Here is a 20,119-nt window from a genome sequence, read left to right on the forward strand (position 1 = left end):
CAACCGGTCACCGTCGGCCTCGACACCGCGTGACCGGACACCCCCACCCCAACGAATCGAGGAACGACCATGCCCGCGACCGCCGAACTCATCACCTCCCACCCCGGGTTGGACTGGGCGCTCAAGCACATGCCGCTGACGGCCCGCGCCGTCGACGAACTCGCCCCCGCCTTGGCCGGCAAGCGTCTCGCGATGTGCCTGCACGTCGAACCCAAGACGGCCGCGCTGGCGGCACTCCTCGCCCGCGCGGGCATGAACGTCCACCTCACCGGCTCTCCGGGCACCACGCACGACGACATCGTCACTGCTTTGCGCGACCTCGGCATAACCGTCCACACCAAACAATCCGACGACGAGCGGGATCACGTCCGCAACATCGACAGGATCCTGGAATGCGAACCCGACATCACACTGGACAACGGTGGCGATGTCACGCTGGCACTCCTGAAACGTGGTGCCCCCGGCGGATACCTGGGCGGCACCGAGGAGACCACCACCGGTGGGATTCGACTCCGGGACGACGCCGTCGGCGTCGACAAACCCGTCGTGGTGATCAACGATTCGCAGCTGAAGTTGTTGGTGGAGAACGAGTTCGGTGTCGGGCAGACCGTGGTGCAGGGCCTGATGAACGCCACCAACCTGATGATTCCCGGCATGCGCGCCGTCGTCGTCGGGTATGGACCATGCGGGAAGGGCGTCGCCGACACTCTCACCCGGCTCGGCGCACGCGTCGCCGTCTGCGAGACGGACCCGTTGCGCTCGCTGCACGCGATCCTCAACGGACATCGGGTCGGCGACACCCTCGAGGTCCTGCCCGACGCCCAGGTCGTGTTCACGGCCACCGGGCATCCCAATGTCCTTGGCGCGGCGGAGATCTCCGTTCTCCCCGATGGCGCCGTCCTCGTCGGGGTCGGGCACTTCCCGTGGGAGGTCGACATGGACGCGCTCGGCGCCGTCACCGCCCGCACCGTCGAATACGGGGAGGGCTCGCGGCGACGGGCCCACGTGCTAAAGGACGGCCGACAGCTGGTGCTGTTGGACCACGGCCGCATGATCAATCTGACCGCGGCCAGCGGAAATCCGATCCAGGCGATGGATCTCGGTCTCACCCTGCAAGCTCGCAGCCTCGCCGCCGTGTGCGCCGGCGGCCTCGCGCCCGAGGTTCAGCCCGTCCCCGCCACAGTGGAACACCGCATCGCGACCGACCTCGTCGAACTCCTGAGCTGACGCGATCCAGCGAGCGGGTCCGGATCGGGTCGCCGCGAGGTCGCACCGATGGCCCGGCACACGGTCAGCGACCCCGGCGCAGGTCATCGATCGGCGCCGCGGCCACACTGCCCCTTCGACCCGCCACCTCGGTCCACCGCACGCGGAACACCGGGGCTTTCGTCGGCACCACCACGGTGCCGGATCTGACGGAAGCCCCGGTACTGGACGATGAACTCCCTCGTACCGGTGGGCGCGTTCTCGAACGGTCGCGCGTCGATTGTCGAGAAGAACTGAGTCCGCACCGCCGACCCGGTGCGGTGCGTCGGCCTCAACCCGGCTCGGCCAAGCGACGAGCACCGTCGGCCGTACGGCGGTGAACCAACCCGGGGCAGGAAGAACCGAACGGCCACCCCCCTCGAATGCCAGGTGAACGGCGTTCTGAAAATCCCTCCAAAATACTTTCGCTGAACGCGACGCGCGATGTCGAGAACCGCGGTCCGGCTCCGTCTCAGGGTGTCGGCGGCGAATGAACCGCCCAGAAATAGAGGATGGAACCATGGCCAAATACCTGTTGCTCAAGCACTACCGCGGCGGCCCGAAGCCACACCCGAACGCCGAGGCGCTAATGGACCAGTGGACGCCCGAGGAGATCTCGGCGCACATCGCCTTCATGGACAAGGTCGCCGACGACCTGCGCGAACGCGGAGAATTCGTCAGCGGTCAGGCGCTCGCCCCCGAGGGTGAGTTCGTGCGGTACGGCGGCGAGGGCAAACCTCCCGTCACTGACGGCCCGTTCGCCGAGACCAAAGACCTCATCGCCGGGTGGATGATCATCGACGTCGAGTCGAAGGAGCGCGCCTACGAGGCGGCCGCGTATCTGTCGTCGGCGCCCGGGCAGGGCGGGCAGCCGCTGCACGAGTGGATCGAGGTCCGACCGTTCCTGGGTGAGCCGCCCGTCGTCGAATAGTCTTCCCCGATGATCGACGACTACCTCTTGCGGGACCTGACTCCGCAGGTCCTGGGGGTCCTCGTCCGCCGTGGAGCCGACTTCGCGGCGGCCGAGGACGCCGTTAAGGAAGCGCTTGTGGAGGCCGTCCGGCGCTGGCCCGTCGAGGTGCCCGACGATCCCGGGGCGTGGCTGATCACCGTGGCCTGGCGCAAGTTCCTGGACGCGCGGCGTTCGGCGTCCGCTCGGGTCCTGCGCGAGGTGGCGGTGACGCGCGAGCCGCCGTCGGGTCCCGCCGAGCAAGTGGACGACACGCTGTTGTTGCTCAGCCGCTGCTGTCACCCGGCCCTGACGCCGGCGTCCGCCATCGCCCTGACGCTGCGGGCGGTGGGCGGCTTGACGACCGCTCAGATCTCGCGCGCGTTCCTGGTCCCGGAGGCGACGATGGCGCAGCGCATCTCCCGAGCCAAACGGGCGGTCGCGAACGAGCGGTTCGAGCGGCCGGGTGACGTGCGCGCGGTACTGCGCGTCCTGTATCTGATGTTCGACCACGGGTTCGCCGGGGCGAGCGACAAAGGACGGGGCATCGGTGATGCCGACCTGGCCGCCGAGGCGATCCGTTTGACGCGGCAACTCGCGGCCTCCGTGCCGCACGACATGGAGGTCGCGGGTCTGCTCGCCTTGATGCTGCTGCACCACGCCCGTCGCGCTGCACGGCTCGACGCGGCGGGCGAGCTGGTGCCGTTGACACGGCAGGACCGGTCCCTATGGGACACTTCGATGATCGCCGAGGGCGTCGACGTCCTGCAACGGGCGCTCGCGCGCGACCGGCTCGGCGAGTACCAGGCGCAGGCCGCGATCGCGGCTCTGCACGACGACGCGGCGTCGCCGGACGAGACCGACTGGCCGCAGATCCTCGAGTGGTACGAGGAACTGATGCGGATCGTGCCCGACAACCCCGTCGTCGCGCTGAACCACGCGGTCGCGGTCGGACATGTGGACGGCCCGCGCGCCGGGCTGCGGCTGGTCGACGAGTTGGACGCGGGACTTCCGCGTCGAAGTGCCGTGGCGGCATATCTGCAGGAGCTCGCCGGGAATGACGCCGGGGCGGCGCGTCTCTACGTGGCGGCCGCCGAACCCGCGCCCAGCGCGGCCGAGCGGACGCACCTGCTCAAACAGGCGGCCCGGCTGAATCAGTCACGCGTGGTCGCACATTGACGAACGCCGAAGCTCATTCCGCGGAACGGCACTCGACGCCCGACAAACGGGCCAGGAATCATCGAACTCCATTCATCCACAAGGGAAGAATCGGTGCGCGAAGCCGTGAACGCGAAGGATCCCCGACCTCTTGGTCGGGGATCCTTCGGGGCTGTCGCCGAGGACCGTGGCTCGCCCGTCAGGCGTCCAGTTTGGCCATTTCCTCGTCGCTGACGTCGAAGTTGGCCCAGACGTTCTGGACCTCGTCGGAGTCCTCGAGTGCGTCGACGAGTTTGATGACCTTGCGGGCGCCGTCGGCGTCGAGCGGGACCTCGACGGTCGGAATGAAGCTGGCCTCCGCCGACTCGTAGTCGTGGCCCGCCTCCTGGAGCGCGGTACGGACGGCCACCAGGTCGGTCGCCTCGCTGACGACCTCGAAGGCCTCGCCGAGGTCGTTGACCTCTTCGGCTCCGGCTTCCAGGACGGCCATGAGCACGTCGTCCTCGGACAGGCCGTCGGCCTTCGGAACGATCACGACGCCCTTGCGGTTGAACATGTACGCGACGGCTCCGGGTTCCGCGAGGTTGCCGCCGTTGCGGGTCAGAGCGGTGCGGACCTCGGCGGCGGCGCGGTTGCGGTTGTCGGTCAGACACTCGATGAGGACGGCGACACCACCGGGCGCGTAGCCTTCGTACATAATGGTCTGGTACTCGGCGCCGCCGCCTTCGGCACCGGAACCGCGCTTGATCGCCCGATCGATGTTGTCGTTCGGGACAGAGCTCTTCTTCGCCTTCTGAATCGCGTCGTACAGCGTCGGGTTACCGTCCGGGTCTCCCCCGCCGGTCTTCGCCGCGACTTCGATGTTCTTGATGAGCTTGGCGAACATCTTGCCGCGTTTGGCATCGATGGCAGCCTTCTTGTGCTTGGTTGTCGCCCATTTGGAGTGGCCGCTCATCAGTCCTCTTTCGTGTCGATCGTCGTTCGTCTCTACACAGCCGCGCGCACCAGTTCGACGAATGCCTCGTGAATCCGCAAGTCTCCCGTGACCTCGGGGTGAAAAGCGGTGGCCATCACATTGCCGGCGCGGACCGCGACGATCTTACCGTCCGCCGGTCCTCCGCTGATCCGCCCAAGGACCTCGACGTCCGGTCCGACCTCCTCGGCCCAGGGCGCGCGGATGAACACGGTCCGAAACGCGCCCCCGTCGATGCCGAGAAGCTCGACGTCCGTTTCGAAGGAATCGACCTGCCGACCGAAGGCGTTACGCCGGACCGTCATGTCGATCGCGGACAACACCTCTTGATCGGGGCGACCGTCGAGGACCTTGGAGGCGAGCATGATCATCCCGGCGCACGAGCCGTAGGCGGGCATCCCGGCGCGAAGGCGTTCGCGCAGCGGCTCCAGCATTTCGAAGGAGACGAGGAGTTTGCTCATCGTCGTGGACTCACCGCCGGGAATGACGAGCGCGTCGACGTCGGCGAGTTCCTCGGGACGGCGGACCGGGCGCGCGATCGTGCCGAGTTCGGCGAGCGCGGCCATGTGCTCGACGACGTCGCCTTGCAGGGCGAGTACCCCGATGGTGGGCATGGAGGTCTCCTTCTCGGGGGTCGGATGGTGCCTGGCGGGGCCGACCGTCGTGGGACGAGGGTTGGGATCGGCCGTGGCGAATCTACGTCACGACTTGCCTTGGAACGGCTCTCGACGCACCAACGTGATCGAGGTCCCATCGTCTCGGCTCGGCGCTTCCGGATGTGGCGCACGGTCCGGATCCTCGTGTGGGCGGCCTGCTCGCGCCATCGATGATCCGCGCACTCTGGGCCGATCCGCGTCGTCGGACGCGCGTTCAGGACCCGGTGGCGAGGCGGCGGCGCCAGACGTTCCAGGGTTCGGGCCCGTCGGCGCCCCGGACGCGCAGTGGGGCCGCCGCGCGGCTTGACTGGCGTTGGCGGGTCACTTCGTAGGCGCGCTCCTCGGCCGCCGTCAGCGACCGGTTCCCCTCGGTGGCTTCGAAACGAAGGTCGACGCTCCATCGGACCTTGCCGCTACGGTTCTCGGTTCCCGTGTGCGCCAAGGTGTTCGTGAACAGAAGTAGGTCGCCCTTGCGCATCGGCAACAGGGCCGTCGGTTCGAAGCGAACGCGGGCGCCCGTCGCGGCGTAGACGGCCTCGGGTTCGGTGGTGACGGTGACGGGGCGACCGTCGGGAAGCGGAATCGGCCCCCAGCGGTGGCTGCCGGGGACGACGGCCATGCAGCCGCCGTCAACGGGCGCGTCCGACAGGGGCAGCCACACCTGGACCATGTTCCACAGCATGCCGTCGATGCCCGGGCCGTAGAACTGCGCGTCCTGATGCCAGGGAAGCCGGTCGAGGTGGCGCGGCAGGTGCGGGCGCAGGTGGGAGTTGCCCTGGTAGGTGATCTCACCGCCGATGAGTGTGGACAGCGGATCGGTCAGCTGCGGGGAGGTGACGATGTCGTGGTACTCGCGGCAGCGGAGGTGTTGACGCCAGTCCCGCATGACGAAGCCCCCTGTGGAGTAGACGGCGGCGATGCGCTCGTCGAAGTCGAGTTCGTCGAATGTGGATGGGACGAGACCGGAACGGTGGCGTTCCTCGGCGACGGCGGCCACTCGCGCGGACAACACGTCTATGAAGGGCTGCAGGAGATCGGGATCGACGGCGTTGCGTAGGACGACGTAACCGTCCCGACGGAACTGCATCAGGTCCATGGCTGGCCTTTCGGTAGGTCGTGCCTTGCCCCCCGCCCGTCCCATTCTGACCCAATCGCGGGGTTCGATGGTGACCACGCGGGAACGGAATGCCACTGTCACGACCTCCAGTGGCTTCGCAATTCGCCTGTCGGGCAATGAAATCGGGGCGAAACGTCCCCACAAAGACTTACTAACAAGTCAGTAACCGTGATACTGTGACGCACATCGCATTCGGATGCGAGTACCCATCACATCGATACATGGAGCTGTTTCAATGCTTTCCCGTCGACGACTCTTCGCCGCGACCGGCGCCGGCGCACTCGCGTCGCTGTCCACATCACTGTGGACCGGGGCCGCGAGCGCCAACCGCGTCAACTCCCCCGAAACCTGCGAACTCGCCCTCGAGAACCGGGGCGGAACCGCGCTCAACGCCTACGTCACCGGTCGCGAGTTCGGCACCAACCGCTGGATGCTGCTGCGCGCCGACTCCTCCGTCTACTACCTCGAGAACCCCGGAGCGCCCCAGACTCCGCTGCCGGTGGACTGCGCCATCCCCGTCGGTTCGTCCACAGTCCTCACCTTGCCGCGCATGTACGGGGCGCGCATCTACTTCGTCGCCGACGACACGCTCGACTTCTTCGTCAACCCCGGCCCGGCCCTCGTCGAACCGGCCTTCGTCAACCCGGCGGACTCCAACTATCACAAGATCTGGTCGTTCTGCGAGTTCACGTTCAACGACGTTCAGATATACGTCAACATCAGCTACGTCGATCTGGTGACGGCACTGCCGATCGGTCTGACGCTCGAGGGCGACGGCACGCACACCGTCGCGGCGCTGCCGGACGGCGCCGTCGACGCCATCGCATCCGACCTCCAAGCACAGGCGGCGGCCGACGGTCTGCCGTGGAACGAGCTCGTGCTGGCCGGTGACGGCGGCGGGGTGCTGCGCGCCATCTCCCCTCAGAACCTCACCGGTGACCGCTTCGCATCACTGTGGACGCCCTATGTGGATTCCGTGTGGAACAAGTACCGGGACACGGATCTGCGCGTCGACGTCCAGGGTGGAGGCGGAATCTACACCGGACGCGTCGTCGGCGACACGTTGACGTTCAACGGTGGTCACACCTTCATCAGGCCGAACGCCTCCGACATATTCACGTGCAATTCGGGCCCATTCGCCAACAACCCGGCCGACCCGGACGCGAAGAAGGGACTGCTCGCGCGCATCGCGGCCGCGTTCAATCGCTCGACGATCCTCGACATCGCCGACCAGCCGAACGGCGCGACCGCCGCCGACTACTACCAGACCCCGATCACGAACCACTACTCCCGAATCGTGCACGCCAACTCCCCCATCGGCTACGCGTTCCCGTACGACGACGTGCGGCCGGACGGCCAGCCCGACGAATCCGGGGCCGCGCACGACGGAAACCCCCGGCGTCTCACCGTCTCGGCCGGTTGAGGCGCGTCCACACAGAAAGGTATGACCATGTATGCCCGCTCCATCCGCACCCGCGCGGTGCCACTCGTCTTCGCGATCGCCGCGGTGCTAGTGGCGACTCTCAGTCCACAGGCGAACGCCGACGCGCCCGACGCGAACATCCGTGAGGTCGTGTGGTCCGACGAATTCGACGGCGCCCCCGGCACGCCGCCGAACCCCGCCAACTGGACGCACGAGGTCAACGGCGACGGTGGCGGCAACGCGGAACTCCAGTACTACACCAACAGCACCGACAACGCCGCGCTCGACGGCAACGGAAATCTCGTGATCACGGCTCGCCGGGAGAACCCCGCCGACTACCAGTGCCACTATGGACGTTGTGAGTACACCTCGGCGCGTCTGATCACGGCGGACAAGTTCACCCGACAGTACGGACACTTCGAGGCCCGGATCAAGGTCCCCGTCGGACAGGGGATCTGGCCGGCGTTCTGGATGCTCGGCGAGAACATCCGCCACGGGGTGCCGTGGCCGGACTGCGGCGAGATCGACATCATGGAGAACATCGGCAGCCAGCCGTCGACCGTCCACGGTAGTCTTCACGGCCCCGGATACTCCGGCGGGAGCCCGCTGACCGGCTCGTACACACTGCCAAACGGGGAACGGTTCACCGACGGCTTCCACACCTTCGCCGTCGACTGGACGCCCGACCACATCGCGTGGTCCATCGACGGAGTCGAGTACTCGCGGAAGACGCCAGCCGACGCGGGCGGCAACCCGTGGCCGTTCCACCAGCCGTTCTTCATCATCATCAACCTCGCCGTCGGCGGCCACTGGCCCGGCCCGCCCGATGGAAGCACCCAGTTCCCGCAGTCGATGGTCATCGACTACATCAGAGTGTCCGCATAGGTCACACCCCTGCGCCCCGAGCGATCCCGCCGCCGACGTCGACCACGGTCCGACGTCGGCGGCACTGTGCGCGAGCGAGCGAAAGCGTCCGGAACGTGGCACCCTATGGGGAAACCGCTACCAAATCGTGACCCAGTTCACTTACTGACCTGTCAGTCAGTCTGTTAACGTGACCGACATCGCAGCGACATCGACCACCCTCATCGAGTCGACGGCGATGACCACAGCCGACAGTCCCTCGGTGCTGTCGGCCCCGTTCGATCACCCCCGGAGCAGCCGTGAACCCACGCCCCGCGTCGCCCGTGTCCGACGAGGTCATCTCCGCACAGCTGACGACGCTCACCCTGTCCGACAAGGTGCGCATCCTCACCGGATCCGGGCCTTGGAAGCTGTATCCCTTGGACGCCATCGGAATGCGCGCCGTCGCCATGTCCGACGGGCCCGCCGGCGTCCGGGGCGTGCGGGACTCCTCCGACGAGACCTCCGCGTCCTTCCCGTCCCCGACCGCGCTCGCCGCGACCTGGGACCGCGACCTCGCGTCGCGCCTCGGAGCGCTGTTCGCCGCCGAAGCGCGCCGCCACGACGTCGACGTCGTCCTCGCGCCCGTCGTCAACCTGCACCGCACACCTGTTGGCGGGCGCCACTTCGAGTGCTACTCGGAAGACCCCCGACTGACGACCGACATCGCCGTGACCCTGATCGAGACGATGCAGCGGCACGGCGTGGGCGCTTGCGTCAAACACTTCGTGGGCAACGAGTCCGAGACCGCCCGCACCGAGTACGTCGCCACGATGGACGAACGGACCCTCCGCGAGCTGTACCTCATGCCGTTCGAGGGGGCCGTGGACGCAGGCGTGTGGATGGTGATGGCCGCCTACAACGCACTCGACTTCGACGGCGAGGTCAACTCCGCCACCGACCACTCCCGGCTACTCACCGGCCTGCTCAAGGACGAATGGGGTTTCGACGGGGTCGTCGTCAGCGACTGGACGGCCGCTCGAACCACGGTCCCGTCCGCCAACGCGGGGCTCGACCTGGTGATGCCCGGCAAGGGCGGCCCTTGGGAGGACGCGCTCCTGCGCGCCGTCGAGACGGGTGAGGTCGACGAGGCCGTCATCGACGACAAGGTGCGTCGAATCCTGCGGCTCGGACATCGCGTCGGCGCCTTCGACGCTCCCCCGATCACTCCGCCGGACGTCGACGCCCGCGCGCTCCTACGCGAGTTCGCCGCCCGGTCCACGGTGGTCATCAAGAACGACCGTGACGCGCTTCCCCAGGCGGTGGAGCGGTTGCGCAGGGTCGCCCTCATCGGGCCGAACGCCGTCGACACCTTCCTCCAGGGCGGCGGGAGCGCGCACGTCAACCCGGATCTCGTCGTCAGCCCGGAAACGGGGCTTCGCGAGGCGCTCGGCCCCGACCGTGAGCTGACCGTCCACCGCGGTGGATACGCGCGTCCACACTCGCCGGAGATCGACACGGACATCCTCGACGGACCGATGATCGTCGAGTTCGTCGACGTCGACGGCTCCGTCATCGCGTCCACGACGGCGGACCGGCCGAACCTGTGGCTGCGCGACATCCCTCGGGCCACGACACGGGCGCGCGTTCGCGCGACGGCGAACCTCACGGCGGGAACGCATTGGCTCGGACTCGGCGCCGTCGGCACCTTCACCGTCAGCGTGGACGGCGCGATCGTCGCGCGCGGCGATCATCCGGCCGGGAACGACGTCATCCTCAACTCGAGCGTCAACGCGCCACCGTCGCACGGGCACACCGTCGACCTGGACGTCTCCCGCTCCGTCGAGATCGTCACGGAGCTCGGCGTCATCGAGGCCGAAGGCTGGGGACGGTTCTGTCGGATGGTGCTGCGGCACATCCCGCCGGGGCCGTCGGTCGAGGAGGAGATCGCGGAGGCCGTCACGGCGGCGGCGAACGCGGAGCTCGCCGTCGTCATCGTCGGCACCAACAACGAGGTCGAGTCGGAGGGTTGGGATCGCCCCGGCCTCTCGCTCCCCGGCCGCCAGGACGAACTGGTCCGGCGCGTCTCCGCCGCCAACCCGAACACGATCGTCATCGTCAACGCGGGCGCTCCGGTCCTGCTGCCCTGGTTGACGGAGGTCTCGACCGTGCTGTGGTCCTGGTTCCCCGGACAGGAATGCGGCCACGCGATCGCGGACATCCTCACCGGGCGGACGGAGCCGAGCGGCCGCTTGCCGTGGACGCTCCCCGCCGACGAGGCGGACGTCCCCGTCCCGAACGCGATACCCGTCGACAACATCGTCGAGTATCAAGATGGAATCCATATCGGATACCGCGGATACCTGCGGAACGACACCACTCCCGCCGCGCCCTTCGGCCACGGACTCGGCTGGACCGACTGGCGCTATCACGACGTGACGGTCACGCCAACCGAAGACGGCGGCGTCGATCTGAACGTCACCGTGGAGAACGTCGGGGCCCGCGCCGGCCACGAGGTGATCCAAGCCTATTTGGACGCCGAGGGCGCCCAACCCGGACGACCCGTGCGGTGGCTCGCCGGGTTCACCGTCATCAACGCCGAACCTGGTCAGACCGTCGCGACCACCGTGCGCATCCGGCAGCGTGACTTCGCCGTCTGGGACACGGATTCCGCGGATTGGCGGGTTCCTTCGGGCCGATATGGAATCCACGTCGGCCGATCCCTTGTCGACATTCGACTGTCGACCTCCCTTCAACGATGAGTTGCCCCCCACATCCCGCTGAGGAGACCTTGCCATGAAACGACGCACCACACTCAAACTGCTGGGAGGTGCCGCCGCGGCCGGAACGCTGACCGGGCTCACCGCCGGCTGTAGCGGCGATTCGAGCGGCGGCGGCAGCGTGCTGACCGTCGGAATGCCCAACAGCACCCAGACCCACAACAACAACCCGTTCTCGCCGGGTTCATCGGCGAACTCGCTCGGCTACCGCTTCCTGATGTACGAGCCGTTGGCGCACGTCAACCAGATCGACCCGGCGTCGGAGCCGACACCGTGGCTGGCGACGGAATGGGCGTGGAACGAGGACTACACGAACCTCGAGATCACGGTGCGCAAGGACGTGAAGTGGTCCGACGGCACCGACTTCACGGCCGGGGACGTCGCGTTCACCTACAACCTGATCAAGGACAACGAGGCGTTCAACGGCGAGGCGATTCCCTACGTGGACGTGACCGCCGCCGACGACACCGTGACCCTCACCTTCGAACGCCCCCAGTTGATCAACCAGCAGAAGATCATCAACGTCTTCATCGTTCCCGAGCACTTGTGGTCCAAGATCGACAATCCGGTCGAGGACACCGTGAAGAGTCCGATCGGGACCGGCCCGTACACGCTGAAGTCGTGGACGGCTCAGGCGGTCACCATGGTGGCCAACAAGGACTACTGGGGCGGCGAACTCGAGGTGCCCGAGGTGCGGTACACGTCCTACAACGACAACAACGCGCAGACGACGGCCCTCGTGTCCGGTGCCTGCCAGTGGTCCTATGTGTTCATGCCGGACTACGAGAAGATCTACATCGACAAGGACCCGGAGAACAACAACCTGTGGTTCCCGTCTGGTCTCGGCATCCACGCCCTGTGGCTGAACCACAAGCGCAAGCCCTTCGACCAGCTCGCGTTCCGCAAGGCGATGAACATGGTCATCAACCGGGAGACGGTGCACGTCCAGGGCGAGTCCCGACTGTACCCGCTGATCGAGAGTCTGACCGGGATTCCCCGCCCGGCCGGTGACGCGTTCATCGCCGCCGAGTACAAGGACGCGGTCGCGAAGGTCGATGTCGAGGGCGCGAAGGAGGTCCTCACCGAGGGCGGGTTCACCTACGACGGCGACACGCTCATCGACCCCGACGGCGACCCGGTGTCCATCACGCTCATCGACCCGTCCGGCTGGTCGGACTACCTGGCGAGCCTCCAGATCATCGCGGACAATCTCAAGGAGATCGGCGTCGAGGCGAAGGTCGAGAACCCGACCGTCGACAACTGGAACGTCGCGATGGCCGAGGGCGACTTCGACGCCAGTCTGCATTGGACGAACACCGGCTTCACGCCGTGGGACATCTTCGCCAACATCATGGACGGCAAGCAGTACCGCGAGATCGGCGAGTCCGCGACCTGGAACTTCGGCCGCTACGAGAACGACGAGGCGACGAAGGCGATCGAGACCTACGCGTCCTCGACCGACGAGGCCGAGCTGACGGCGGCGCTGGAGACCCTCCAGCAGATCATGGTCGAGGACGTGCCGGTGATTCCACTGGTCGCGGGCCCGATCGGCGCCGAGTACTCGACGAAGCACTGGGTCGGCTGGCCGTCGGAGGACGACCCTTACGCAGCCCCCCAACCGACGCAGGCGAGCGCGTCCCTGATTCTCACGCGACTCAAGCCCGCAGGCTGACGCATCGGACCGGTGGCGGCCTTCGTCGTCGTTCTCGCATCGCGGCGACGGCACCGCCACCTCACCATCCATAGTTGAGCTTTTGTGGACAGACAGGCGAACGTTCCCATGATTGTCGATTTCTGGGCGCCGTGGCGTTCCGATGTCACGACGGAGTGCGGCCATGACTGACGACGTGATCGAGATGGCAGGAGCCGTCGCGCCCGAGGGCGCGCCCGACGCGAGCCCCGTGCTGAGAGCGGTGGGACTGGCGAAGAGTTTCGTCGTACGCGGTGCCCGCGGGCGGCGAGCCGTGGTGCGTGCCGTCGACGACGTGTCCCTGGACCTGCACCGGGGCAGGGTGCTGGCGTTGGTCGGTGAGTCGGGGTCCGGGAAGTCGACGGTGGCCAGGCTGCTGGCGCAGCTGTATCCGTCGACCCGCGGCGAGGTAGTGCTGCGCGGCGAGGCCGTGAGAGTACGGGGTGGACGCCGGTTCCGGCGGTACTGCCGCAGCGTTCAGATGATCTTCCAGGACCCGTTCGCGTCGCTGAATCCGATCCACACGATCGGGTACACACTCCGGCGCGCGATCCGGATCCACCACCCGAAGGCGAACCGGGCGCAGCGGGAGGCCATGCTCACTGGCCTCCTGGAACAGGTGCACCTGACTCCCGCGAGCCGCTACGTCGACAAGTTCCCGCACGAGCTGTCCGGCGGACAGCGGCAGCGCGTGGCGATCGCCCGGGCGCTGGGAGCCCGACCGGAGGTGCTGCTGGCCGACGAACCGGTGTCGATGCTCGACGTGTCGATCCGGCTGGGGGTCCTGAACCTGTTGCAGGAGTTGAAGGACGAGCTCAGTCTGGCCATCTTGTACATCACACACGACATCGCCTCCGCGCGGTACTTCGCGGACGAGACGATCGTGATGTACGCGGGTCGGATCGTCGAACACGGCGACAGCGAACGGGTGACCCAGGCCCCCGCGCACCCGTACACGCGGCTGCTGGTCGCGTCCGCTCCCGACCCGGACGCGCTCGACGTCGAGCGGCCGCCCACATCGGCCGGAGAGCCGCCGAGTCTGATCTCACCGCCGTCGGGCTGCCGTTTCCATCCCCGGTGTCCACAGGCGATGGCGCGCTGTTCGGTCGAGGCGCCACCGTTGTTGCCGGTCCCCGGTGGAACCGCCGCGTGCTGGCTGTACGAGGCCTCCACCGGCGAGGACGGCACGACAGAGGAGGCGTCGTGAGGTATTTCGTTCGCCGGGCGATCTTCTACGTGGTGACGGCGTGGGCCGCGATCACGTTGAACTTCCTGATCCCCCGGATGATGCCGGGCGATCCGGTGCAGTCGCTGCTGATCCGCTACCAGGGTCAGCTGTCGACCGATGCCACGGAGTCGCTGTACGTCCTGTTCGGGCTCGACAAGGAGAGCTCGATGTGGGATCAGTACGTCGAGTACTGGGGCAATCTGTTCGCCGGGGACTTCGGGTTGTCGTTCTCGTTCTTCCCCACGCCGGTCGGCGACGTCGTCGCGCAGAGTCTACCGTGGACTTTGATCCTGGTCGGGATCGCGACGGCGATCAGCTTCGCGATCGGCACACTCGCGGGCGTCTACATCGGATGGCGTCGAGGCGGGCGATCCGACGGGCTGCTGCCCGTGGCGAACTTCTTCTCCGCCATCCCGTACTTCTGGCTCGGCCTCATCGCCATCGCCCTGTTCGCGGTGACCTGGCAGGTCTTCCCGGCGTCCGGCGGCTACGACGGCGCGCTCATTCCATCCTGGAACGCCGAGTTCGTCGGTTCGGCGATCTACCACGGAACTCTGCCCGCGTTCACCATCGTGATCAGCTCGGCCTCCGGCTGGATCCTCGGCATGCGCAACATGATGGTGACCGTCTCCAGTGAGGACTATGTGACGGTGGCGCACGCGAAGGGACTCAGCGAGCGTCGGGTGATGTTCGGGTACGCGGCGCGCAACGCCGTCCTGCCCAATGTGGCCGGTTTCGCGCTGTCACTCGGTTTCATCGTCGGCGGCACCCTCGTCACGGAGATGGTCTTCTCCTACCCCGGCATCGGATACGTGCTGTACCAGGCGGTGCTGGCGAAGGACTATCCCCTCATGCAGGGCGTGTTCCTCATCATCACGTTGTCGGTGCTCGTGGCGAACATGTTCGCCGACATCGTCTACGCCGTGCTCGACCCGCGAACCCGACAGGAGGGCTGACCCATCATGGCCGCACAACCGGTCGGACTGACCGCCGCGGAGGACGTCACCACTCCCTCAACACAGGCGAACCGCCTGCTGTTCTTCCGCAATCGCAAGACCATCATCGGACTCACGATCTTCGGGTTCTTCGTGTTCATCGCGATCTTCGGAGAATTGCTGGCCCCCTACGATCCGGCCCAACTGTCCGACGACGTCCTCCAACCACCGTCCCTCGCTCATCCCCTGGGAACGACGAGCACCGGCCAGGATCTGCTGTCCCAGCTGCTCGTCGGCACTCGCGGCGTCATGGTCGTCGGTCTGCTCGCGGGGGTGTTCGCGACGACGCTGTCGGTGCTGGTCGGCGTCACGTCGGGGTTTCTCGGCGGTGTGGCCGACGAGATCGGCTCGCTCGTGTCGAACGTCTTCCTCGTCATCCCCGCGCTGCCGCTGATCATCATCATCGCCGGACAACTGCCCGACGCGGGCGGCATCACCGTCGCCTTGGTCATCTCCCTCACCGGCTGGGCGTGGGGCGCACGGGTACTGCGCGCGCAAACGCTGTCGCTGCGGCGTCGCGACTTCGTCGAGGCCGCCCGAGCCTGCGGGGAGTCGACGCCGAGACTCATCCTGTTCGAGATCATGCCGAACCTGACGGCGGTCATCGCCGCCGGTTTCGTCGGCACCGTCATCTTCGCGATCCTGTCGGAGGTGACGCTCGCGTTCATCGGCGTCACGAGCATCTCCGACTGGAACTGGGGAACGATCCTGTTCTGGGCGCAGAGCGAGCAGGCGCTCGCTCGGGGCGCGTGGTGGTGGTTCGTTCCGGCCGGACTGTGCATCGCCGCGATCGGCACTTCGCTCACGCTCATCAACTTCGGCATCGACGAGTTCGTCAACCCACGGCTGCGTACCACCGGCCGTGACGCGAAGTTGTTGCGCGCCAAGAACATCAAGGCGCGCGTCGGGTTCACCCCGGTGTATCGGCCGACGGGCCGCGCGGATCGAAAGGCAACCGATGAATGACACGGCCAAGGCCCCGGTGCTGCAGATCAAGGGCCTCAACGTCCACTACGGATACGACGACCGCGCGGTACACGTGCTGCGCGACGTCGACCTGACGCTGCGAGCGGGCGAGGTACTCGGCATCGCCGGGGAGTCCGGCTGCGGCAAGTCCACACTGGCCTACGCGTCGACCCGACTCCTGCCGCCTCCGGGTCTCATCACCGGAGGCGAGGTGATCTTCACGAGCCAGCGCGACGATCGGCGATTCGACCTCCTCGAACTGTCCGATGAGGAACTTCGAAGGAGTCGATGGGACGATACGGCGATCGTCTTCCAGGGCGCCATGAACGCCCTCAACCCCGTGTACCGGATCGGACGGCAGCTGATCGACGCGATCGCCGCGCACCGGCCGGGCCAACGGGCCAAGGAACACCGCGCCCGTGCCGCCGAACTGCTCGACATGGTGGGAATCTCCGCAGACCGCATGTCGAGCTACCCGCACCAGCTCTCCGGCGGCATGCGGCAGCGCGTCATGATCGCGATGGCCCTCGCGCTGGAACCGCAGGTCGTCATCATGGACGAGCCGACGACCGCGCTCGATGTCGTGATGCAACGGCAGATCGTCGAACAGCTCACCCGGCTGCGAACCGAGCTGGGATTCTCCGTCATATTCATCACGCACGACGTCTCGCTCCTCATCGAGCTCGCCGACCGGATCGCGATCATGTACGCCGGTGTGATCATCGAGGACGCCCCCGCGCGCGACGTCCGGCACCGACCCCGCCACCCGTACACGCACGGGCTCCTGCACTCCTTCCCGCCGTTGCACGGTCCGCGTCGCGAACTCGGCGGGATCCCCGGTTCGCCGCCCGACCTGGCGGCCCTGCCTCGTGGTTGCGCCTTCGCCGCCCGCTGCCCGGTCGTCCTCGACGAGTGCGCGGACACCCCGCCGACGCTGCTTCGCCCCGATGAGGGATCGCCTCGCCAGGCGGCCTGCCTCCACCACGCTGGCCGGTCCACACCACTGCCGGACATCATCGGCGCCCGATGACGGTCGCCCCGTCCGGTCCGCCGCGCGTCCTTCTGTCCCACGCAACTCTTAAGGTATTGCCATGCCCCAAGCTGATTCAGCGCCCGCGTCAGGTCCCAAAGGCGTCGACGCGCGCAGTCTGCGCGAACGCCGCACGGCGGCCCGGCGCGCGGAGATCCTTCGCGCGGCGATGGACGTGTTCGGGGCGCGTGGTTACAAGAGCGGATCGCTCGGCGAGATCGCCGAGCAGGTGGGGATGACGCACGCAGGGATCCTGCACCACTTCGGATCGAAGAACCAACTGCTGCTCGAAGTGCTCGACTACCGAGACGAGGTCGACGTCGAGAGCCTCGAAGGACACCACCCGCCGGAGGGGATGCCGCTGTTTCGGCATCTCGTCGACACCGCGCGTCTCAACGCCACCCGCCCGGGCATCGTCCAGACGTACGCGGTGCTGTCGGCGGATTCGGTGACGGACGACCACCCCGCCCAGGACTACTTCCGGCGGCGGTTCGTCGGCCTGCGGGAGATGATCGCGCGGTCCCTCGCCCAGGTCTGCGACCCGGAACGCCCGCCGTCACAGCGCGACCTCGACACGGCCGCCGCCGCGATCATCGGTGTCATGGACGGCCTCCAGGTGCAGTGGCTCCTCGATGACATCAATGTGGATCTTCCCTACGCGACGGCCTTCGCGATCGACGCGATCCTCACCGCCCTCGTCGCCGGCCGCACCGGTGATCGACTCCGGTGAGCCGTCGTCACGAGCCGACCCGGTACGAACAGGACAAAGGGTCCGACCAGCACGTGACCAGGGTCGCATGGTCGTTATACATAGACACCCGCTAACCTGCTCAGGCAAGAACTAGCCCTCGTTCAAGGAGCGCCCAATGGCCAAGCCACTCAACCCAATGCCGCCGTCTGCGAAGACCGCGAGACGCGCGATCTGGGTTCAGGCGCTGCTGGCGATTCTGCTTGGTGGTGGGTTCGCGATCGCGCAGACGCAGGCGCCCAGCCTCGTACCCGAGCTTATCGCCAACGGCGTGTACCGCGCGGGGTTCGCCCTCGGCATCGGCGCCGTCGTCATGCTGCTGCTGTCGTTCTGCATGCGCTACCAGTGGCGACTGCTGTGGGTGCTGCTGCTCATCATCGAGCTCGGCGCCACCGCCGGCCTCGTGTGGGCGGGCGTCAAGGGCTTCAACTGGTTCGCCGTCATCGGCCTCGCGATCCCAGGACTGGTGGTGTTCTTCTCGCTCACCGGCCGGGTCGCGCGCCGCTGGTTCGGCCACTAGGAGCGATCGACGACGCGGAACGATCCACACGCCGCCGTTTCGACGTGTGGGCGTTTCTCGACGCCGCTCACAGTGTTCCCGCACCATCGCGGTCGCTCGAGAAGACGCGACCTCGAAGACCAGCGGACGGCGACGTGCCACGCCCGGGCACGTCGCCTCCACTCATGATTCGCGCTTAGGAGTGCCGCTCGTGACGTCCCGATCCCCCGAGAGCACCGAACCCATGCCGGGATCGATCCGGCTCACCCGCATCCTGGTGTGGGTGCAGGCGACGGGAACACTCGCGTGGAGCATGCTCGAGGTCGGAACGATCGTCCGCATCCAAGGGCTGAGCGAAGCGGCGCTCAAGGACGAGTTCAACCTCGCCTCGCACGCCGACGTACCGTACGGCGCCGCGTGGACGCAGGCGATCGTGCTCGCCGTGTTCGGGCTGGTGCTGGGTATCGCGGCGGTGAAGTTCCCGGGCCGATCCCGACGCGTTCGAGCGATCAGTCTCGCCGCGGAGGCGCCGTTGATCCTGCTCGGCGTGTTGAACATCCCCGCGTTGAACTGTGTCCTGGCGCTCGGCGTGGCCGGTTTCATCGCGTTCGTCATGCTGTTGCGGCCGGACAGCCGGGACTGGTTCGACGAGTGATTCGCTGTCGAACCGGACGCTGATGCCGGTACCGAGCGACACCGCCAGTCCCGAGTCAGGTCGGCAGCTTGAACGCGTCGGCGATCAGTTCGGTCGACCGTAGCCGCGTCTCGTCGCCATGGACGTTGCTGACGATCATCAACTCGTCGGAGCCGGTGCGTTCCACGAGTTCCTCGACACCCTCGCGGACGCGCGCCGGACCACCATAGATCACATTGGACAGCCAGGCCTCGATGAAGTCGGCCTCCGCCGGACTGTAGGGGTACGACTCGGCCTCCTCCGGAGTCGGCATCAGGCCCGGTGTCCCGGTGCGCACGCGCAGCATGGCCAGACCCATCGTCCGGGCGAGCCGTCGTGCCTCGTCGTCCGTGTCGGCGGCCACGACGCTCGCGGCGACGACCGCGTAGGGCGCGGCCAGGTCGTCGGACGGCGTGAAGTGCTCCCTGTACAGCGCCAGCGCGGGCAGCGTGTTCTGGGCGGAGAAGTGATGCGCGAACGCGAACGGCATCCCGAGCTTCGCCGACAACTGCGCGCTGTAACCGCTGGAGCCGAGGAGCCAGATCGGCGGACGGGAGACGGGATGCCCGTCGGGTACCTGGACGGGCCCGGGCACGGCGTGGATGCGCGCGTAGGGGTGGCCGGCCGGGTACGAGTCGTCGAGGAAGCCGATGAGCTCCGCGAGCTGTTCGTCGAAGTCGTCGGCGGCGGGGTTGGCCTGACGGCGGAGCGCCGCGGCCGTCGCGCGGTCGGTGCCAGGGGCGCGGCCGAGACCGAGGTCGATGCGACCGGGCGCGAGCGCTTCGAGGGTGCCGAACTGTTCGGCGACGACGAGCGGGGCGTGGTTCGGCAGCATCACGCCGCCGGAGCCGAGCCTGATGCGTTCGGTGCCGGCCGCGAGGTGGGCGAGCAGGACAGCGGGCGATGAGCTGGCGATGCCGGGCATCGAGTGGTGCTCGGCGACCCACAGGCGAGCGAAGCCTCGGCGATCCGCGAGTCGGGCGACGGCGGCGGACGCTCGGAGCGCCGCGGTCGCGGTGCTGCCGGTGCTGACCGTCGCGAGGTCGAGGATCGACAGCGGAACGGGGGCGTCTCCGACGGCGGTGGCGCGGATCGGGTGTGCGTTGTCGCTCAAGGGTTCTCCTGACGTCGACCCCGGACCGCTCG

At 67.5% G+C, this 20,119-nt stretch carries 18 protein-coding genes; 14 read left to right on the top strand and 4 right to left on the bottom strand.

Annotated elements, in window-relative coordinates:
* Window positions 1-69 precede the first annotated feature (69 nt).
* From ACM9NP_RS04880 to ACM9NP_RS04890, 3 genes are all read left to right on the top strand, one after another.
* Window positions 70-1,227 carry an adenosylhomocysteinase gene (locus ACM9NP_RS04880; protein WP_415645368.1) on the top strand — a complete coding sequence of 386 codons (1,158 nt, stop codon included), beginning with the start codon at window positions 70-72 and terminating at the stop codon, window positions 1,225-1,227.
* Between the two features lie 538 nt (window positions 1,228-1,765).
* Entirely contained in the window at window positions 1,766-2,176 is a 411-nt protein-coding gene (locus ACM9NP_RS04885) for a YciI family protein (protein WP_415645369.1), read from the top strand.
* A 12-nt stretch (window positions 2,177-2,188) separates the two neighbouring features.
* Window positions 2,189-3,373: an RNA polymerase sigma factor gene (locus ACM9NP_RS04890; RefSeq protein WP_415645487.1), complete on the top strand. Its 1,185-nt coding sequence runs from the start codon at window positions 2,189-2,191 to the stop codon at window positions 3,371-3,373.
* Window positions 3,374-3,551: 178 nt separating this feature from the next.
* On the opposite strand, the gene ACM9NP_RS04895 is transcribed toward ACM9NP_RS04890, so the two are convergent.
* From ACM9NP_RS04895 to ACM9NP_RS04905, 3 genes are all read right to left on the bottom strand, one after another.
* Entirely contained in the window at window positions 3,552-4,307 is a 756-nt protein-coding gene (locus tag ACM9NP_RS04895) for a YebC/PmpR family DNA-binding transcriptional regulator (RefSeq protein ID WP_415645370.1), read from the bottom strand.
* A 32-nt stretch (window positions 4,308-4,339) separates the two neighbouring features.
* The gene (pdxT, locus tag ACM9NP_RS04900) at window positions 4,340-4,939 is read right to left on the bottom strand and encodes a pyridoxal 5'-phosphate synthase glutaminase subunit PdxT (protein WP_415645371.1); all 600 of its coding nucleotides are present in this window, start codon (window positions 4,937-4,939) and stop codon (window positions 4,340-4,342) included.
* Between the two features lie 256 nt (window positions 4,940-5,195).
* Window positions 5,196-6,077 (bottom strand): phytanoyl-CoA dioxygenase family protein, encoded by an 882-nt coding sequence (locus tag ACM9NP_RS04905; RefSeq protein ID WP_415645372.1) that lies wholly within the window; start codon window positions 6,075-6,077, stop codon window positions 5,196-5,198.
* Between the two features lie 256 nt (window positions 6,078-6,333).
* Here ACM9NP_RS04905 and ACM9NP_RS04910 point away from each other — a divergent pair, with 256 nt between their 5' ends.
* The 11 genes from ACM9NP_RS04910 (at window position 6,334) to ACM9NP_RS04960 (ending at window position 18,955) form a co-directional block, all read left to right on the top strand.
* Window positions 6,334-7,521, top strand: a complete 1,188-nt coding sequence (locus ACM9NP_RS04910) for a glycoside hydrolase family 64 protein (protein ID WP_415645373.1) — start codon at window positions 6,334-6,336, stop codon at window positions 7,519-7,521.
* A gap of 21 nt (window positions 7,522-7,542) precedes the next feature.
* Window positions 7,543-8,406, top strand: coding sequence for a glycoside hydrolase family 16 protein (locus tag ACM9NP_RS04915; RefSeq protein WP_415645374.1), 864 nt, complete (start codon window positions 7,543-7,545; stop codon window positions 8,404-8,406).
* Between the two features lie 278 nt (window positions 8,407-8,684).
* Entirely contained in the window at window positions 8,685-11,126 is a 2,442-nt protein-coding gene (locus ACM9NP_RS04920; protein WP_415645375.1) for a beta-glucosidase family protein, read from the top strand.
* 34 nt (window positions 11,127-11,160) lie between these two features.
* Window positions 11,161-12,816: an ABC transporter substrate-binding protein gene (locus ACM9NP_RS04925; RefSeq protein ID WP_415645376.1), complete on the top strand. Its 1,656-nt coding sequence runs from the start codon at window positions 11,161-11,163 to the stop codon at window positions 12,814-12,816.
* A gap of 163 nt (window positions 12,817-12,979) precedes the next feature.
* Window positions 12,980-14,041: an ABC transporter ATP-binding protein gene (locus tag ACM9NP_RS04930; RefSeq protein ID WP_415645377.1), complete on the top strand. Its 1,062-nt coding sequence runs from the start codon at window positions 12,980-12,982 to the stop codon at window positions 14,039-14,041.
* Window positions 14,038-15,018: an ABC transporter permease gene (locus ACM9NP_RS04935; protein ID WP_415645378.1), complete on the top strand. Its 981-nt coding sequence runs from the start codon at window positions 14,038-14,040 to the stop codon at window positions 15,016-15,018. Before ACM9NP_RS04930 ends, ACM9NP_RS04935 begins: the two co-directional genes overlap by 4 nt.
* Window positions 15,019-15,024: 6 nt before the next feature.
* Window positions 15,025-16,023, top strand: a complete 999-nt coding sequence (locus tag ACM9NP_RS04940; RefSeq protein ID WP_415645379.1) for an ABC transporter permease — start codon at window positions 15,025-15,027, stop codon at window positions 16,021-16,023.
* Window positions 16,016-17,053 carry an ABC transporter ATP-binding protein gene (locus tag ACM9NP_RS04945; protein WP_415645380.1) on the top strand — a complete coding sequence of 346 codons (1,038 nt, stop codon included), beginning with the start codon at window positions 16,016-16,018 and terminating at the stop codon, window positions 17,051-17,053. The genes ACM9NP_RS04940 and ACM9NP_RS04945 overlap by 8 nt, the downstream gene beginning before the upstream one ends.
* Window positions 17,054-17,114: 61 nt before the next feature.
* The gene (locus ACM9NP_RS04950) at window positions 17,115-17,783 is read left to right on the top strand and encodes a TetR/AcrR family transcriptional regulator (protein ID WP_415645381.1); all 669 of its coding nucleotides are present in this window, start codon (window positions 17,115-17,117) and stop codon (window positions 17,781-17,783) included.
* A gap of 136 nt (window positions 17,784-17,919) precedes the next feature.
* Window positions 17,920-18,321: a hypothetical protein gene (locus tag ACM9NP_RS04955; protein WP_415645382.1), complete on the top strand. Its 402-nt coding sequence runs from the start codon at window positions 17,920-17,922 to the stop codon at window positions 18,319-18,321.
* A gap of 190 nt (window positions 18,322-18,511) precedes the next feature.
* Window positions 18,512-18,955, top strand: a complete 444-nt coding sequence (locus ACM9NP_RS04960; RefSeq protein WP_415645383.1) for a hypothetical protein — start codon at window positions 18,512-18,514, stop codon at window positions 18,953-18,955.
* A gap of 55 nt (window positions 18,956-19,010) precedes the next feature.
* On the opposite strand, the gene ACM9NP_RS04965 is transcribed toward ACM9NP_RS04960, so the two are convergent.
* Window positions 19,011-20,087 carry an LLM class flavin-dependent oxidoreductase gene (locus tag ACM9NP_RS04965; RefSeq protein WP_415645384.1) on the bottom strand — a complete coding sequence of 359 codons (1,077 nt, stop codon included), beginning with the start codon at window positions 20,085-20,087 and terminating at the stop codon, window positions 19,011-19,013.
* Between the last annotated feature and the right edge of the window lie 32 nt (window positions 20,088-20,119).

The organism is Stackebrandtia soli (genome assembly GCF_965137155.1).
Classification (GTDB): domain Bacteria; phylum Actinomycetota; class Actinomycetes; order Mycobacteriales; family Micromonosporaceae; genus Stackebrandtia; species Stackebrandtia soli.

Coding starts and splice junctions, on each gene's coding strand:
- ACM9NP_RS04930 (WP_415645377.1), top strand. CDS start 12,980: ATGACTGACGACGTGATCGAGATGGCAGGAGCCGTCGCGCCCGAGGGC.
- ACM9NP_RS04905 (WP_415645372.1), bottom strand. CDS start 6,077: ATGGACCTGATGCAGTTCCGTCGGGACGGTTACGTCGTCCTACGCAAC.
- ACM9NP_RS04945 (WP_415645380.1), top strand. CDS start 16,016: ATGAATGACACGGCCAAGGCCCCGGTGCTGCAGATCAAGGGCCTCAAC.
- ACM9NP_RS04955 (WP_415645382.1), top strand. CDS start 17,920: ATGGCCAAGCCACTCAACCCAATGCCGCCGTCTGCGAAGACCGCGAGA.
- ACM9NP_RS04910 (WP_415645373.1), top strand. CDS start 6,334: ATGCTTTCCCGTCGACGACTCTTCGCCGCGACCGGCGCCGGCGCACTC.
- ACM9NP_RS04895 (WP_415645370.1), bottom strand. CDS start 4,307: ATGAGCGGCCACTCCAAATGGGCGACAACCAAGCACAAGAAGGCTGCC.
- ACM9NP_RS04885 (WP_415645369.1), top strand. CDS start 1,766: ATGGCCAAATACCTGTTGCTCAAGCACTACCGCGGCGGCCCGAAGCCA.
- ACM9NP_RS04880 (WP_415645368.1), top strand. CDS start 70: ATGCCCGCGACCGCCGAACTCATCACCTCCCACCCCGGGTTGGACTGG.
- ACM9NP_RS04940 (WP_415645379.1), top strand. CDS start 15,025: ATGGCCGCACAACCGGTCGGACTGACCGCCGCGGAGGACGTCACCACT.
- ACM9NP_RS04950 (WP_415645381.1), top strand. CDS start 17,115: ATGCCCCAAGCTGATTCAGCGCCCGCGTCAGGTCCCAAAGGCGTCGAC.
- pdxT (WP_415645371.1), bottom strand. CDS start 4,939: ATGCCCACCATCGGGGTACTCGCCCTGCAAGGCGACGTCGTCGAGCAC.
- ACM9NP_RS04925 (WP_415645376.1), top strand. CDS start 11,161: ATGAAACGACGCACCACACTCAAACTGCTGGGAGGTGCCGCCGCGGCC.
- ACM9NP_RS04915 (WP_415645374.1), top strand. CDS start 7,543: ATGACCATGTATGCCCGCTCCATCCGCACCCGCGCGGTGCCACTCGTC.